General features: G+C 47.5%; 13 protein-coding genes. 2 read left to right on the top strand and 11 right to left on the bottom strand.

Annotation, left to right across the window (positions count from 1 at the left end; all coding sequences use genetic code 11):
* The first annotated feature begins 44 nt into the window (after positions 1-44).
* Together ABZM97_RS04610 and ABZM97_RS04605 are read left to right on the top strand one after the other, a co-directional pair.
* Positions 45-593 carry a PadR family transcriptional regulator gene (locus ABZM97_RS04610; RefSeq protein ID WP_333516689.1) on the top strand — a complete coding sequence of 183 codons (549 nt, stop codon included), beginning with the start codon at positions 45-47 and terminating at the stop codon, positions 591-593.
* Positions 594-642: 49 nt separating this feature from the next.
* On the top strand, positions 643-1,242 hold the full coding sequence (locus tag ABZM97_RS04605; RefSeq protein WP_202328269.1) for a GNAT family N-acetyltransferase: 600 nt from the start codon (positions 643-645) through the stop codon (positions 1,240-1,242).
* 36 nt (positions 1,243-1,278) lie between these two features.
* On the opposite strand, the gene ABZM97_RS04600 is transcribed toward ABZM97_RS04605, so the two are convergent.
* The 11 genes from ABZM97_RS04600 to glvR all read right to left on the bottom strand — a co-directional run bounded on the left by ABZM97_RS04600 (position 1,279) and on the right by glvR (position 14,145).
* Positions 1,279-2,436, bottom strand: coding sequence for an ABC transporter permease (locus ABZM97_RS04600; protein WP_333516690.1), 1,158 nt, complete (start codon positions 2,434-2,436; stop codon positions 1,279-1,281).
* Between the two features lie 14 nt (positions 2,437-2,450).
* The gene (locus ABZM97_RS04595) at positions 2,451-3,641 is read right to left on the bottom strand and encodes an ABC transporter permease (RefSeq protein ID WP_333516691.1); all 1,191 of its coding nucleotides are present in this window, start codon (positions 3,639-3,641) and stop codon (positions 2,451-2,453) included.
* 11 nt (positions 3,642-3,652) lie between these two features.
* Complete coding sequence (locus ABZM97_RS04590) at positions 3,653-4,588, bottom strand: ABC transporter ATP-binding protein (protein WP_333516692.1); 936 nt, start codon at positions 4,586-4,588, stop codon at positions 3,653-3,655.
* Positions 4,589-4,731: 143 nt separating this feature from the next.
* Positions 4,732-5,394, bottom strand: a complete 663-nt coding sequence (gene lnrK / locus ABZM97_RS04585) for a two-component system response regulator LnrK (protein ID WP_148963643.1) — start codon at positions 5,392-5,394, stop codon at positions 4,732-4,734.
* Positions 5,391-6,593 carry a sensor histidine kinase gene (locus tag ABZM97_RS04580; RefSeq protein ID WP_333516693.1) on the bottom strand — a complete coding sequence of 401 codons (1,203 nt, stop codon included), beginning with the start codon at positions 6,591-6,593 and terminating at the stop codon, positions 5,391-5,393. The genes lnrK and ABZM97_RS04580 overlap by 4 nt, the downstream gene beginning before the upstream one ends.
* Positions 6,594-6,710: 117 nt before the next feature.
* Entirely contained in the window at positions 6,711-7,568 is an 858-nt protein-coding gene (locus ABZM97_RS04575) for a VOC family protein (protein WP_333516694.1), read from the bottom strand.
* A gap of 17 nt (positions 7,569-7,585) precedes the next feature.
* Complete coding sequence (gene catD, locus ABZM97_RS04570; protein ID WP_148963640.1) at positions 7,586-7,990, bottom strand: DoxX family oxidoreductase CatD; 405 nt, start codon at positions 7,988-7,990, stop codon at positions 7,586-7,588.
* A 153-nt stretch (positions 7,991-8,143) separates the two neighbouring features.
* Positions 8,144-9,958, bottom strand: a complete 1,815-nt coding sequence (locus ABZM97_RS04565) for an ABC transporter ATP-binding protein (protein WP_087992586.1) — start codon at positions 9,956-9,958, stop codon at positions 8,144-8,146.
* Positions 9,952-11,673: an ABC transporter ATP-binding protein gene (locus ABZM97_RS04560; protein ID WP_333516695.1), complete on the bottom strand. Its 1,722-nt coding sequence runs from the start codon at positions 11,671-11,673 to the stop codon at positions 9,952-9,954. Before ABZM97_RS04560 ends, ABZM97_RS04565 begins: the two co-directional genes overlap by 7 nt.
* 105 nt (positions 11,674-11,778) lie before the next feature.
* Positions 11,779-13,365, bottom strand: a complete 1,587-nt coding sequence (malP, locus tag ABZM97_RS04555) for a PTS maltose transporter subunit IIBC (protein WP_087992584.1) — start codon at positions 13,363-13,365, stop codon at positions 11,779-11,781.
* Positions 13,366-13,380: 15 nt separating this feature from the next.
* The gene (gene glvR / locus ABZM97_RS04550) at positions 13,381-14,145 is read right to left on the bottom strand and encodes a MurR/RpiR family transcriptional regulator GlvR (RefSeq protein ID WP_202328276.1); all 765 of its coding nucleotides are present in this window, start codon (positions 14,143-14,145) and stop codon (positions 13,381-13,383) included.
* Positions 14,146-14,153: the final 8 nt, after the last annotated feature.

The following is a 14,153-nucleotide window of genomic DNA, read 5'->3' as shown; positions in this document are numbered from 1 at the left end:
TGGCTCATCTTTTTTATGAAACAGCCATAGACACGGAGGATAGCATGAGAGTATTAAAATACGCCATATTAGGGCTTTTGCGAAAAGGCGAATTGAGCGGCTATGATATTACGAGTTATTTTAAAGAGGAGCTCGGCCAATTTTGGAGCGCCAAGCACAGCCAGATTTATCCTGAGCTCAAAAAGCTGACGGATGAAGGGTTTATCACGTTCCGCACAACGATTCAAGGCACGAAGCTGGAGAAAAAGATGTACACCCTGACAGACAGCGGAAAGCAGGAGCTGCATGAGTGGCTGATCCGCCATCAGCCGATACCGGAGACGGTGAAGGATGAATTTATGCTGAAGGCTTATTTCATTTCTTCCCTGTCGCGGCAGGAGGCTTCTGATTTGTTCACAGACCAGCTGCGAAAACACAAAGCCAAGCTGTCTGATTTGCAGGAAAGCTATAAAAATCTTATGGTTTCAGCGGAGACGATGTCGTTTACTTCACCGGACTTCGGCCACTATCTCGTGCTGACGAAAGCGCTGGAGCGGGAGAAAAATTACGTTTCTTGGCTGGAATCGATTTTAGCGATGATAGATGAGGATTAGCGGGAGCAGCCTTCAGGCTACTCCCATACTTTATGCGGGGGGACGAACGATGAATGTGACATTGCGTGAATTAACAGGGGAACTGATCCGGGTGGTGCCGATGGACAAAAGCCATATTCAAGGTTTATATGAAGCTGCAAATGATGAAACCATCTGGGCTCATTTACCGAAAACGATTACAACACTGCATGATATGGAGGATTTTATAGAGGAAGCGCTGCAAATGAAAGCGTCCGGAGCAGAATTTCCATTCGTGATGATTCATCGTGAAACTGGCAAAATCGTCGGCACGACGCGATTTCTGTATATGTCATCCGCTTCAAGGAGCCTTGAGATCGGCTGGACATGGCTGCACCCTTCAGTGTGGGGCACCTCGGTCAACACAGAATGCAAGTATTTGCTGTTACAGTATTGCTTTGAACAGCTCAAAACGATTCGGGTGCAGTTTAAAACAGATGAGCGGAATGTCAGATCGCAAAAGGCGATTGAACGGCTGGGAGCAGTCAAAGAAGGCATATTGCGAAACCAAATGATTAGAAAAGACGGAACATTCCGTAATTCGGTGTTTTACAGCATTATCGACAGTGACTGGCCGTCCGTGAAACAACATTTGGAACAGAGACTGAAGCTTACAGAAAAAGCAAAATGATCCTAAAAAAACATCTGCCCCGAAGGCAGATGTTTTTTAGGATCGGAGCGCTTTCAGCCCCGCTGCGAAGGTAACCGCCGCAAAAGCAAGCAAGATGCCGCAGATCCCGAGAATATCTGTGACGTGTGCACCGTTAGCGATAATCTCAGTCAGCCCGCTCATCGCCCACTTTTGCGGAAGAAATTCAGCAACGGACTGCATCAATTTCGGCTCAATGTCTATCGGCCAATACATTCCGCTTACCATACACGTTGCGATGACGAACAAGTTGCCGAACGCAAGCTGCTGTTCCGGCGTTCTGACATTGGCCGCAATGGCCAACCCGATGCCGACAACGGTCAGCAGGAAAAGCGACACTAACACAATCACCGCAGCCGGATTGCCCCAGCTGATGCCAAACAGCCAATGGGTAGCGAGAAGCAAGATGCCGAATTGAATCCAGCCAATGACGAAGAAGGACAGCACATACCCCGCACCGATTTCCGCCCGGCTGACAGAGGCTGTAAGCAATCTGGACCAGACGCCGTTTTTTCTTGCTTCTAAAATGGTTCCCGCCGCCCCCATCATGGTCAGCATGACAAACAAAATAGAAAAGCCGGCTGCTCTGGAGGCTGTGTCACTTCCGCCCGCACCTTCTTTTTTATCGCTGAGCGTCTTTCGTTTGACGGCTGGTGCCGCATCTTCATGATCTTTGGCGATAACTGTCTTATACGCCGCCTTCCAGTTCTCCCCCGCTGCCTGAGCTGCCGTTTTCGCCGCGGTAACCTGAATATTGAGTTTTGCCAATGTGCTTTCCGCATATTGTTTGGCCATCGGCGCTTCCGACAGTTCTGGGCCATGGCGGAAAATTAGCTCAGGATGTTTTCCTTTTTCCAGCTGTGCCTGGAACGAGCGGGAAATGGTGATGATCCCGGCAATCTTCTTTTGTTTCAGCTTTTCTGACGCTTTGTTTTCAGACATGTTATCGAATGTATACATATCATCGTGTGCCTTCAGCTGCCGAATATAATGCTGCGAAAGAATCGTGTCGTCCTGATCAACGATCGCAAGGCGCAGCTTGTCATCACTGCTGCCGAGCATCCCTCCAAATACAAAGGTCAGCAAAAGCGGGGCAGCGAACATCATCAAATAGTTCTGCCGCTTCTTGAAAATAAGAGAAAGCTCAATACCGCAAATGGCTATGATTTTTTTCATCTCGGTGTACCTCCTTATCTTGTATGAAGCCGTCTGATACCTAGCACGAGTGAACAAAGGCCGATCGCCGCAAAAAGAAGCACAGGCTTTTGAAGGTCAGCCCAGCCTCCCCCTTCCATTAAAGAAAGAAAGCCGTCAAGCGCCCATCGATTCGGCACCGCTTTGGATACAGACTGTAAGAAGTCCGGAAATTGGTACAGCGGCAGCATGGACCCGCCAAGAACCGCAAGCAATTGAATGCCGAAGCCGCCTATCACATCGGCCGATTTCATGTCGCTGATACACGATGCAAGCAGCATTGAAATGCCGGATACAGCGGCAGCGTATGAAAGCCCGAGCACACTCACAAACAGCAGGTTGCCGCCCCAATCCACACCAAATACATTGATCGTGACAATCAGAAATATAAAAAATTGTATGATGGCAAACAGATAGGTTCCGAGCCATTTTCCGAAGAGGATGGCGTATGTTTGCGCAGGCGTCATCAGCATTCTGGCAAGCGTTTCCGTATCCTTTTCTTGTAAAAATGATTTCGCCCCGACTGTCATATGAAACAGCATAAACATGCAAAGCATGGCCGCCGAATAGTATTGAAAACTGGTAACAGCCTTGCTGCCGACTGATTGTTCCTTAATAGTAATCTTGTCACCCGTTTCTTTTTCAAGCGTCTTTACCAGCTTTTCGGCAAGCTGTGAAGGTTCAAGTTTTCCTTGTTTGACAGCTGCTGTTTCACTGACGTAGTCCATTGAGGCTGATGCGGCTTCTTTTACCGCTTTATATTGGTCTATGAAAGATGCGGCGGCTGTATCGATGACGGAGCTTTTTAATGTTTGATCAGGATCAGCATAAACAAAAGCTGAAGTTTTGCCGGCTTCCCAATCGTTCGGGATGACGATGCCGACATCAATTTTCTTTTCTTCAAGCAGTTTCTTCATCCCGTTTTCGCTGCCGGCTTGTGTGACCTTTATCGACTTCATTTTTTTGAGCACATCTGTTTTAAACATGTTCGCTGCATCTGACTGGTCTGATTGGACATAGCCGACTTTGATGTCTTCAATCTGATTGCCTCCGTCAACAACCGATCCGAGCGCCGCCCCTAAAATACAGGTCAAGATCAGCGGCATTAAGATCAGCATCATAAACCCTTTTCTGTCCGTGATTCTGATTTTGAGATCTTTCCATGCGATCCACATGCTTTTTTTCATAGCCGTTCCTCCTAATCCCGCAACGTGCGGCCGGTCAGATTCAGAAACAGGCGCTCCAGATTTGGTTCCTGCACTTGAAGAGACAGCAGGTTGATATGATGGGCAGCGGCCTCCGCAAGCAGACCGGTGACGACTTTCTCATGGCGGGCCGCAGAAATGTCAATTTTGAGTCCTGACTCATGTACGGTCACATCATTCACATGGGCCAGAGAACGGATCGCAAAAAGAAATGCTTCATCGAGCCCGCTGACAGTGAGCTGAATGATGGTATCGCCTCCAAGGCGGGTGCATAAATCGCTTTTTGTGCCGATCGCAATCATTTCTCCCTGATCAATAATGCCGATCCGGTCGCATAAATACTCGACCTCTTCCATGTAATGACTCGTATAGATCACCGTCATGCCCGTTTCATTGAGCTGTTTCACCGTTTCTAAAATATGATTTCTCGATTGAGGATCGATGCCGACAGTCGGTTCATCCATGATCAGCAGCTCAGGCTTGTGCATTAAGGCGGCACCGATGTTGATTCTCCGTTTCATTCCGCCTGAGAATGTTTCAATTTTATCTTTGGCCCGCTCAGTCAGGCCGACATAATCAAGGACCTCTGCCGACCTTTTTTTAGCCTCGCCGTGCGTTAGTCCGTACATTTTCCCCCAAAACATAAGATTCTCATGGGCCGTCAGCGTCGGATATAAAGCAATTTCCTGCGGCACAACGCCGATTTTTTGTTTCGCTTTGGTGGTTTCTTTGCCAATTATATAGCCGCCCACTGTGATATTCCCGCTGTCATGCGGTATGAGGCCGGAAATCATCGAGATGGTTGTGGACTTCCCCGCACCGTTCGGCCCGAGCAGCCCGAACGACTCCCCTTTTTGGAGGGAAAAAGAGATGCCTTTCACGATTATTTTTTTTCCATAGGCCTTTTTGATGTTTTCTGCTTGCAGCACGTCGTTTCACTCCTTTTTTATACCCATTGTCATTGTAGAAAAAAGCAAGGCGTGCGGCATGTAGCGGCAGATAGAATGTAAGGCATGAAAAAAAGGCCTATTGCAGGCCTTTTCAGAGAAACGCATATGCTGAATGTCATATGTCAAAAGTCAGATACACCATGTCTGACCGAATAGATAGCGGCCTGGGTTCTGTCTCTGACAGATAGCTTGCTGATAATGTTCGACACGTGATTTTTCACTGTGCCTTCTGTAATGTACAGCTTTTCGGCAATTTCTTTGTTATTCAGCCCGTACCCCAGCTCAGCCAGAACTTCCAATTCGCGCTCGGTCAGGTCGAGCAACTCCTTAGGTTTATCTGTCTCGTTTATTCCTTTCAGCTGTTTTTCGCGCTTCCATTCATTCAGCATCTGGGCAGTCAGTTCCGGGGGAAGCACCATTCCGCCAGATTGAACGGTCATCACCGCTTTGACAATCGTATCGGCTGACATGTCCTTCAGCAGGTACCCGCTCGCTCCTTCTTCTAGCGCTTCTGCAATCAGCTCTGAATCCTTGAAGGTTGTCAGCATCAAAACCTTTACGCCGGGCAGCGAGCTTGTAATCAGTTTTGTCCCTTCAACTCCGTTGGACACCGGCATTCGGATGTCCATTAACACAATATCCGGCTCAAATTCTTTCGCCTTTTCGAAGGCTTCCTGCCCGTTTCGCGCTGTTGCGATCACCTCAAGCTCTTCTCTAAGCTGAAGCAGCGATGCCAGGCCTTCTCTGACGATATCCTGATCGTCGGTAATGATGATCTTAATCATGATAAACTCTCCTTTTGCTGCGCGGGCCCGAAACTCCATTTTTTATTGGCAAGTGAAAATTCCGCGATTACAGTAAATCCTTGATCCCGTTCGCTCTCAAAGCGGATCATTCCGCCATGCTCCGCTGTCCGTTTTTTCATATTCAAAAGGCCAAAGCCGAGTACCGCCTCGGGATTTCCTTTTCCGTCATCCTTAATGACAAGGCTGATGCTGTCTGTGGTGCAGGCAAGCTGGATCGAACAGGCTGTGGCGCCGCCATGCCGTTTGGCATTGGTGAGAGCTTCCTGCACCGTCCTGACCAGAGTCGGATGAAGAGACAGCGGGATCGTCGCCGGATCACCGCTGACCTCAAATTCGGTTGTGACGCCCGCATTTTTGTAAAAGTCTTCTGTCAGCTGTTTTAGTGAATCGATGACCGAAGGAGCATTTTCCGTTTGCAGAGTGCGCACTGATAAGCGGACATCATCAAGCGCTTCACGGGCAAGCGTTTCACATACCCCGACCGTCTCCTCAGCTTTTTGGCCGTCTCTTTTTTGCCATTCACGCAGAAGCTGCAGCTGGACGAGCAGCGCCGTCATTTTATGCCCCACTGTATCATGGATTTCCCTTGCCATTCTGTTCCGCTCGTAAATGGCAGTCAGCTCTTCAACCTGCTTCGCATATAAATGCAGCTCCTGGTGCGCAGCAGACAGCGCCAGATGGGATTCCGTCAATTCCTGATACTGCTGTTTTGCCGTTTCCTGCGCATCCAGCAGCTTGCGGATTAATTTGCCGACGACTCCGCAGAAGACGACGAATGTCATGCTCGACAAATGATCGATGACAGATTCATTGCCGAACATCAAATATGTACGGATGAGGACGATCAAAAACAAAATAGAGCATAGACATAAGACAGACCAAGCGATTCTTTTATGAAACCCGCACAGAAAAAAGGCGACTGCAACCGGACAGAGCATGATAATGAATAAACCTGTGCCGGGAAAGATAAATCCGAACGAAAAGCCGACCGCGATATCAATTAAACAAAACCAAACGGCATTTGTCTCTGGCTTCTGTAATAAATGATTGGCTGCATACACGGCAGCACCTGCTGATATAAATGCATATTCAAACCAGTTATTCTCTTTCACAATGGACAGATACATCAAACAGCTCACCATCAGGGTGAACATTCTCGTCAAAAACAGAGCCTTCACGCTCATCACTCCCGTTACCCAATTCCCTTCTTATCATACCTGCCTCAAGGTATTTTTGACAGGAGTTTCTGGAAATCAAAAAATCCCCCTGCCGTTTTTTCGGCAAGGAGATTACAGTTAACTAACAAACATAATTTGGACGCCGGAAACAGGATCTTTCACACGGAAGCTGTTTTCCGTTTCTTCGATCGAATATCCGGCATGTTTGACTCGGTCTGCCACTCGATCCAGTTCCTCTTGATGAGGCAAGACAACAGTGTAATCGTCTAATCCACTGGCATTTGTCGGTTTAGGCGGCGCGTTTCTTCCCGCCCAAATGTTTAAGCCGATATGATGGTGGTAGCCTCCTGCTGAAACGAAGAGGGCGGACATGCCAGCATAGTTTCCGACAATATCAAAGCCCAGCACATCTGTATAAAACGCTTTTGCTTCGTTCAAATCACTGACATGCAAATGAATGTGTCCGATGATGGTATCGTCCGGAAGCGCTGTTTTCCGCTCATCTCCGGCTTCTTCCAATAGACCTTCGATGTCAACAGCGGCTGTCCTCATGACGTAGTTTCCTTCACGATCACGCTGCCACGTGCTGCGGGGGCGGTCAGCGTACATTTCAATGCCGTTCCCATCAGGATCAGACAGGTAGAGTGCTTCGCTGACTGCATGATCCCCTTGTCCGATCGCAATGCTATATTCAATCAGCCGGGCAAGCGCGATACCAAGTTCTTTTCTGTTCGGAAGAAGAATTGCAAAGTGATATAGGCCCGTAACAGACCGTTCAGGCAAGACGACGGCGCTCGGATTTTCTTCAAGAATAAGCAGTACTCGTTTTCCATCAGCCGTTAATTCAGCTTGCCGATCCGTCTTTTGTAAGACTTGAAAGCCGATGACGGTACAGTAGAACTGAAGAGAACGCTCGAGACTGCGGATTGTGAGTTTGACATAGCCAATATTTGTATCATCATGAATGCTGGTCATGCTGAATGCCTCTTTTCTTATGCTGCTACGTTTTCGCTCTTTTTTCCTTTAAACACAAATGGATCCAGTGCCAAGAAACGGCTTCCTGAAAGCGCCAGGTGGATGGATGTCAAAAGCAGAAGGTAATCAAATTCTGCATTGCCCATGAAAGGCGCTTTCAGCTTGACTGTGATGATGGCTCCGATCAGCGTGAGCGCAAACAGAACACCGACAATACGTGTAGCCAATCCGAAGAAGACGAGCACGCCGCCAACGAGTTCAATTGCTGCGATGACATACGCCATAAAGCTTGGAAGGCCTATGCTGCCGAAAAATTGGATGGTGCCCTCCATTCCCTGAAACTTTGATAAACCGTGAACAAAAAAGATAATACCTGTCATAACTCTTAAAAGTAATGTGCCAATTTCAAATGATTTATTCATTTTATCCTCCTTGATAAATGTTATCAGTTACTTAATGTAAGTTAGTATATATACATAACTTATTTACGTCAAGTAATTTCGTTACATTTTACAAAAATGAAATAAAAGAACTATAAAACTGTAACAAAAAAGACCTTTGTGCAGGACAAAGGTCTATTTCTCAAATTGGCTTTCATATAAGTCACTGTAAAATCCTTTTTGCCGAAGCAGCTCGCTATGGCTGCCTTTTTCAATCATTTCGCCGTCTTTTAGCACCACAATCTGATCCGCTCTTTGAATGGTATTCAGCCTGTGGGCAATGATGACGCTTGTTCTCCCCTCCATTAAACGGGCGAGCGCTTCTTGAATGTTGACTTCTGTTACGGTATCAATGTTGCTTGTCGCTTCATCCAATATGAGAAGAACCGGGTCGGCAAGCACCGCCCTCGCTATAGAAATCAATTGTTTTTGTCCTTGGCTGATGCCTGATCCGTTTTGCGTCAACACGGTTTCGTATCCTTTTGGCAGCCTTTCAATAAAGCTATGGGCGTTCGCTGTTTTTGCAGCGGCTTCGACTTCCTGATCAGAAGCATCGAGCCTGCCGTAGCGAATATTTTCTCTGATCGTTCCCTGAAACAAGAACGAATCCTGAAGCACAAACCCCATGTTTTTCCTAAGGCTTGCTCTAGTAAGGGTTTTAATATCTGTACGGTCGATTAAAATCCTTCCCTCATTAGGTTCGTAAAAACGGGCGAGCAGGTTCGTGACGGTTGTTTTCCCCGCTCCCGTCGGGCCGACAAACGCGATGGACTGTCCGGCAGGCACGGTAAACTGTAAATGCTGCAGTGTCTGCTGCCCTTCATCGTAACCGAAGGACACATCCCGGAATTCAATACTGCCTGTTTGGAACGGCTGATGAACGGCGTTCTTTTCATCCTCGCGCTCTTCTTTTTCATCAAGCACGTCAAACACCCGTTCAGCACCGGCAATGGCGGACAGCATTGTATTAAACTGGTTAGCCAGATCGTTTAAAGGGCGTGTGAATTGCCTTGAATACTCGGCAAAGACGACGATGGAGCCGATCGAGATCCAGCCTTTCAGCGCGAACAGACCGCCGATTGCCGCAATCATCGTAAAGCTTAGGTTATTCAAAGAGTTCATGACTTTCGGGATAAACCCGGAAATCGTCTGTGCCCAGAAGCCCGACGTCTTGAGTGCGGCGTTTTTTTCGAGAAATTCGGCTGTGATTTGCTTTTCACGCGAATAGGCTTTGATGACCTTTGCGCCGGAAACGGATTCCTCAATATATCCATTCAGCTCACCAAGGTTTTTCTGCTGTTCTTTAAACAGCTTTCCCGTCCGGTTGGTGATCCATTTCAGGCTCACAGCCATCACCGGAATGATGGTCAGGGTAATCACTGTAAGGAGCGGGCTCAAGTACAGCATGACCGCAACCGTCCCGACAAAGGTGATGACGCTTGACAATATTTGAATGACTGACGTGTTTAAGGTCGAGCTGACATTTTCGATGTCATTTGTCACCCGGCTCATCAGCTCGCCGTGCCGCTGTTTATCAAAAAACGGAATCGGCAGCTCATGCAGATGGGTAAACAACTCGCTTCTCATTCTGAAAACAGTGCCTTGGGAAATCGTAATCATCCAATAGTTTTGAAACCAGAGTGACAGGGACTGAATTACATAAATGACAAGCAGAAGAAGCAAAACGGGAACCAGTCCGCTTACCGTTCGCCCGACAATGAAATGGTCGATGGCCTTTCCGATCACAAAGGGGCCGAGGAGCCCGAATATCGCGCTGATGACAACCATCAGCATGACAAGGATGAGCAGTCCTTTTCGTTCAGCCAAGTAAAACCAGATTCGCTTCAGTGTGCCTTTTGCATCCTTTGCTTTCGTCCGCTTTTTCGCGCTTTCTTTTTTGTCGATTGGCAGTTTAGGATATTGGAAAGGCTTGCGGATGTCTTTTAGCACGACTCACTCCCCTCCCTTCCGAATTGCGACTCGTAAATGCGCTTGTATAACTGAGATTCAGAAAGCAGCTCACTGTGCGTGCCTTTTTCAATCAGTTCGCCATCCTCAAGCAGCAAAATCTCATCAGCTTTCATCGCCGTGGTCATTTTTTGCGTAATGATCAAAGTTGTGCACTCATAGGTGCTGATCGCCTCAAGCAGCTTTGCCTCCGTTTGCAGGTCGAGTGCGCTTGTGCTGTCATCTAAAAGAAGGATGGCCGGCTTTCGGATCAGCGCCCGCGCAATGGAAATCCGCTGCTTCTGGCCGCCGGACAGGTTGACGCCTCTTTGTCCCAATACAGTGTCATATCCATTCGGGAGCTTCATAATCGTTTCATGAATCTGCGCATGTTTGGCCGCTTCCATTATTTCATCAAGTGAAGCATTTTCTTTGCCCCAAGCGATATTTTCTTTGATTGTGCCGGAAAACAGGAGCACTTCCTGCGGTACATATCCAATTTGCTTGCGAAGCCCCTCGGCCGGAACATCACGAATCGGCTTTTCATCTATGTAAATGCTGCCTGAATCCGGCTGATAAAGCCGCGGAATGAGCTGAAAGAGCGTGGATTTGCCCGCTCCCGTCGCACCGAGAATCGCGATTGTTTCCCTTGGATTTACGGAAAATGAAACATCTCGCAGCGCTTCTCTGTCCATGTCAGGATAACGGAAGGATACATGCTGAAACACAATCCGTCCCGACAAACGATCAGTTATGATCCCTTCCTCTCCTTCGTCGCCCTCCGTTTCAAGCACCTCGCCGATTCTATCTCCAGAAGCTTTAGCCCGGGTGAAAATCATAATCAAAAACGGAAACATCGAAAGCGCGCCCGTAATTCGTGTTGCGTAGTTAATAATCGCGACAACATCACCGACCTGAGTGCTTCCGCTCGTGATACTGTGGGCCCCTGCCCACAAAATCAAAAGAATGCAGAGGTTCATCAGCAGCATCAGCACAGGCATCGTGAATTCCACAAGCTGAAATGCTGAAACTGTTTTTTCCATCAGCCTTGTGTTGGCTTTGATAAATCTTTTGACCTCGTGGCTGCCGCGAAGCAGCGCTTTGATCAGCTTGATTGCGGTTAAGTTTTCCTGCATGACGGTGTTCACCTGATCCAGCCGTTTCTGCACTGAGCGGAACAGCGCCCCGCCTTTCTTTAATACCCATAGCAAAAACAAGATCAAGATCGGAATGGTCACAAGCAGAAAAAAGCCGAGCTTCACATTAACGGCCAGCGACAGCACAATGCCGCCTGCAATCATTAACGGAGCCCGCAGCATAAACCGCAAACTCATAAAAATCATATTTTGAACCTGTGTGACATCGTTTGTCAGCCTTGTGATATAAGAAGAGGACGAAAACTGTCCAAATGTCGAATAGGAGAAGGACTGGATTTTTTGAAAAAGCCCTTTTCTCGTATCATAGGAAAAGCTTTGGCTGACATGGGCGGCATAAAAGGAATTCAGCATTCCCCCCGCAAATGATAACACGGTCAGTCCAATCATGACCGCGCCCCATGTCCACACATGCCGGAGATCTTGCTTCAATATCCCATCGTCGATGATTTTTGCGATCAATAGAGGCTGCACCAGTTCAACCGCAAGCTCCGTCAGCATGAGAACCAGGGCAATTCCCACCAGGAATGAATGTGGTTTTAAAAATGATAAAGCCTTTTGCATGTAAAAGCCTCCAAACCCCTTTTTACTCGATTGTCTCTTTCTTTACTTTACTATGATGGTCTTTTTGACGGCAAACGAAAACCCTCCCGAAAAGGAGGGCTGGCTTTATTGATTCAATATTTTTTCCACACGCTCCCGCATCTGCGGAACGCTCAATCCGATAATCACCTGAAACGCTTTCCCATTCCTGACGACCCCGTGTGCGCCAAGCGCGCGGAATACGCTGTCGGATTCAACCTTTGTTTCATCCTTGACACTGACTCTGAGGCGGGTGGCGCAGTTTGTGACTTCTGTGATGTTGTCTTTTCCGCCCAGCGCTTCAACATACAGAAAAGCGGTGTCATCTGCCGTTTCAGCAGCGGCGGCCGTTTCGTCCCTCTTGTTTTTTCTGTCTTTGTATTCTTGTTTCGAATACAGCTTTGTTTCCTGCTGGTCATCCTTTTCCCGTCCTGGTGTGGCGATATTGAATTTGAGGATTAAAAATCGGAAGACGAAAAAATAAATAGCTGTAAAAGAGAGCCCGATCAAAATTTGATACACATACGTCATACCGTGGCTTCCAAAGAGCGGAATCCAGTTCAAGGTAGCCGCTTCGATCAGCCCGCCTCCCATGTTTCCGACGACACCAGCCAAATACATGACGGTCGACATTGATGCCGCAAGCACGGCGTGAACCGCAAATAAGAAAGGAGAAATGAATAAGAAAGTGAACTCAATCGGCTCTGTAATACCGGCGACAATCGCCGTCAGCGTAACAGGAATCAGCAGTCCTGCGACGAGTTTTTTCTTTTCCTTGCTGGCTGTGGCATAAAACGCCAGGGCGATCCCCGGAATGCCGAAGATTTTCGAGTTGCCGTGGAGCGCGAAGCCGCCTTGCGGGAAAAGCTCCTTCAGCGATTTGGCACTTTGCGAATATTCACCGAGATGCTGTGCCCAATATGTGACGATCCCGCCTTCCGCTACAGCAGGCCCGTAAATAAACGGCGTGTAAATAAAGTGATGAAGCCCGGTCGGAATCAAAATCCGTTCCAAAAACGTATAAATCCAAACGCCCACCGCCCCCGAAGCAACCAGGAAGCTTTGAAGCGAGCCGATTCCCGTCTGAACCATCGGCCAAATATAAGACACGGCCAAGGCAATCGGGATCATAATGAAGAAGGAAATCATCACAATATACGTTGAGCCTTGAAAGATGCCGAGAAAATCGGGCAGTTTTTTATCGAAATAACGATTATGCAAATAGACGACAATCGAAGAAATAAAGATGGCCCCGATAATGTTGGTATCAAGCGTTTTGATGCCCGCGATCATCGTTAACCCACTCGTTCCGCCGGCCTCTTGGTTCATGTCGACGCCAAATGCGCCTCCCCATACCGTCAAGATTGAGCTCACAAAGTAATTGAATGTCAAGTAAACCGTAAGCGCTTCCAAACAAGCGCGAGCCTGAGCTTTCTTCGCCAAAGCAACCGGGATTCCGATGGCGAATAAGAGCGGCATTTGATTAAATACTGTCCAGCCGCCCTGCTCAATGATATACCAGCACTGATACCACAACCCGTCTGGATCGGCGAGCGGACCCATGAGGGTTTGATTTTTAAATAGCGTACTAACTCCGACGATGATGCCGGCGAACGCGAATAAAAGAACAGGCACAAACATCGCGCTTCCAAAGCGCTGAATTTTTTGCATCATACCAGAAACCCCCTGTTACTCAATGTCATTTTTTTCTGCCTCTTTGTAATCAACATATGCGCGGAACAATGCTTCGCCAACGATAAAAAAAGGTGTAAAAGCGACAATTTCCGTTTTATCGCTTAATGTCACAGGTTTGCTTGTCGCATAAAGATTGTGCGGAGTCAGCTGGGCGAGGACATTGTTTTTTAAATTCGTAATGGAAATAAAGGGAATCCCCTTTGCAGAAAGCATTCTTGCCTGAGGAATCAGCTCCGGTGTTTCTCCGGAAAGAGAAATGATGATAAACAGATCGTTTACTTTAAAATCGTCCCGCATCAGATTAAATTCATTTCTGTCTTCAATCATAATGAGATACCGATGGCGCGGAATAAACATTCTTTGCAGATCACGAGCGCAGATCTTTTGCGCATTTCCTGATCCGTACACGAAAATGCGGTCTGCTTCATCAATCAGCTGGCACATGTCCGTCATGTCCTTTGTCCTCAAGAACTTCAGATTTGATTCAATATCGTCAAGCAGCTTTTGAAAACTCATATTCTCGCCTTCTTCCGGCTGATCTTCCCACTTTAAAAAGACGCGAAATTCACTGTAGCCGCTGAAACCGAGCTTTTGGGCAAGCCGCAAAATCGAGGAACGCGATACGCTGCAGGCTTTGGCCATTGCGTCGATTCCAAGGTGATAGCACGTGTGCTTGTGATTCAATATATATTTTAAAATATGAAAATCGTTGTCATTTAATTTGTTATAGTGCTGATTAATCAATTCTTCGAGCTGCATATCAGATT

Origin of the sequence: Bacillus vallismortis (assembly GCF_040784915.1) — a bacterium.
GTDB classification, from domain to species: Bacteria; Bacillota; Bacilli; order Bacillales; family Bacillaceae; genus Bacillus; species Bacillus subtilis_G.
This window is presented reverse-complemented; position numbering and strand designations above follow the sequence as displayed.

Bases quoted from the DNA above. Each gene is read 5' to 3' on its own strand.
- ABZM97_RS04610 (WP_333516689.1), top strand. From the start codon at position 45: ATGAGAGTATTAAAATACGCCATATTAGGGCTTTTGCGAAAAGGCGAA.
- ABZM97_RS04605 (WP_202328269.1), top strand. From the start codon at position 643: ATGAATGTGACATTGCGTGAATTAACAGGGGAACTGATCCGGGTGGTG.
- ABZM97_RS04600 (WP_333516690.1), bottom strand. From the start codon at position 2,436: ATGAAAAAAATCATAGCCATTTGCGGTATTGAGCTTTCTCTTATTTTC.
- ABZM97_RS04595 (WP_333516691.1), bottom strand. From the start codon at position 3,641: ATGAAAAAAAGCATGTGGATCGCATGGAAAGATCTCAAAATCAGAATC.
- lnrK (WP_148963643.1), bottom strand. From the start codon at position 5,394: ATGATTAAGATCATCATTACCGACGATCAGGATATCGTCAGAGAAGGC.
- ABZM97_RS04575 (WP_333516694.1), bottom strand. From the start codon at position 7,568: ATGACCAGCATTCATGATGATACAAATATTGGCTATGTCAAACTCACA.
- catD (WP_148963640.1), bottom strand. From the start codon at position 7,990: ATGAATAAATCATTTGAAATTGGCACATTACTTTTAAGAGTTATGACA.
- ABZM97_RS04560 (WP_333516695.1), bottom strand. From the start codon at position 11,673: ATGCAAAAGGCTTTATCATTTTTAAAACCACATTCATTCCTGGTGGGA.
- malP (WP_087992584.1), bottom strand. From the start codon at position 13,365: ATGATGCAAAAAATTCAGCGCTTTGGAAGCGCGATGTTTGTGCCTGTT.
- glvR (WP_202328276.1), bottom strand. From the start codon at position 14,145: ATGCAGCTCGAAGAATTGATTAATCAGCACTATAACAAATTAAATGAC.